Here is a 1559-nt window from a genome sequence, read left to right as displayed (position 1 = left end):
GAAATCGCAGAGCAGTTGGCGGAGAAGTTGGATGCATTCAAGCCGAGCAGCACGGAGGGCTTTGAGGAAGCGCTGAATGAGGCAAAGGACGTCTATGCGGAAGAGAACCCGCTGAAGGCGGAAGTGGACAAGGCATATGAGAACTTGCAGAAGGCGATTGAAAATCTGAAATACCGTGCAGACCTGTCGGCGCTCCAAACCGTGGTGGATGAAGCGAATAGCCTGGATATGGACAGTTATATCCAGGACGAGACATTCCAGACCTTTAATGGAGTGCTGGAAGATGCAGAGACGATGCTTGGGAATCCGGAGGCCGGACAGGAAGAAGTGGATGCAATGGCGCAGAAGCTTGCGGAAGCAATGGCAGCCCTGCGGAAGATCCCGAGCAGAGAAGAGTTGCAGAAGCTCATCGAAGAGACAGAAGCGATCGACTTGAATGGCTATACGGACCGCAGTGTGGCAAACCTGGAGGCGGCGCTACAGGTAGCAAAGGCCGTCGCTGGGGATGAAACCGCAGACAACCAGACAATCGCAAAGGTATATGTGAACCTGGAAGCAGCTGTAGCAGGTTTGGAGAAGGCGGAAACGCCGAAGCCCAACCCGAAGCCGGACAACAAGGGAGGAAAGGGAAGCAGTTCTGTGAATGCCTCCAACTCCTATGGAGCGGCAGGCGTCGTTTCTGCGGCACAGAACGTCTCGACCCAGAAGGCGCATGTGGTGAGTGACACGACAGTGAACTTCACGCTCAAGAGAGGCAGCGCATACTGCTTCAAGATGACGGTGGTAAATGGAAACAACCAGACGCCGAGCTTTACAGTAGGCAATGGCAGCGTTCTCAAGACGCAGTTTGTGGCGAAGGTTGGAAACGATTACTACTACAGAGTCTATGCAACCGGCGCACCGGGCCAGAGCACAGGCGTCTACACGACACTGCCTGGTCAGAATGCAGTGAAACACTGCACGGTGACCATTGGTTGAATACCGGATACCAGCGAATGGCATAAGCCATTCGATCCAGCAATCACTGATGGAAGAAAGCCTGTGTAGAAACGCCATAGGCGCGAAAGGCGCTGTGCGTCTACCGGGCTAGAACACAGGCGTCTACACGACACTGCCGGGTTAGAATGCGGTGAAACACTGCATGGTGATGGTAGCTATGAGGCTTCGGAAAGAAAAAAGAATATGGAATGTCTCTGACGGATAGCTTTTCTACATGCAAATATAAACGTATATCCTAATCGCATGTAGATGATTTGCCTCTCATGAAAGCGAATACATAAGAAAGCCAAAGTGGAGATATTCCACCGATATGACCCAGCAGGAGCATCCGCAAACGAGAATGCGAATAACCCCTGCTGGGTCAAACTTTTTACAAGGTTAGGAATGCATCGTACGACGTTGTTACTGTGTAGTAACAGTTGGACGGATGTGGGGTATCTTTTAGGGACGGCATAAAAGTTGTTCCCACCAAGATAAAATGAAAATAATCCGTAAATATCGGAATCGTGTTATGGAAGGAGTAAAAATAGCTGGTATCCAATTAAGTGTCTAGCGGCTAA

Annotated in this window: 1 protein-coding gene; it reads left to right on the top strand. The window is 50.7% G+C overall.

Translation table 11 applies throughout. The annotated features are described in order from the left end of the window. The coding region (locus tag B9Y59_RS10870; RefSeq protein ID WP_158089009.1) for an FIVAR domain-containing protein at positions 1-978 on the top strand (978 nt) is incomplete at its 5' end. Positions 979-1559: the final 581 nt, after the last annotated feature.

Origin of the sequence: Anaeromassilibacillus sp. Marseille-P3371 (genome assembly GCF_900169665.1) — a bacterium.
In the GTDB taxonomy this organism is placed as follows: Bacteria; Bacillota; Clostridia; order Oscillospirales; family Acutalibacteraceae; genus Anaeromassilibacillus.
This window is presented reverse-complemented; position numbering and strand designations above follow the sequence as displayed.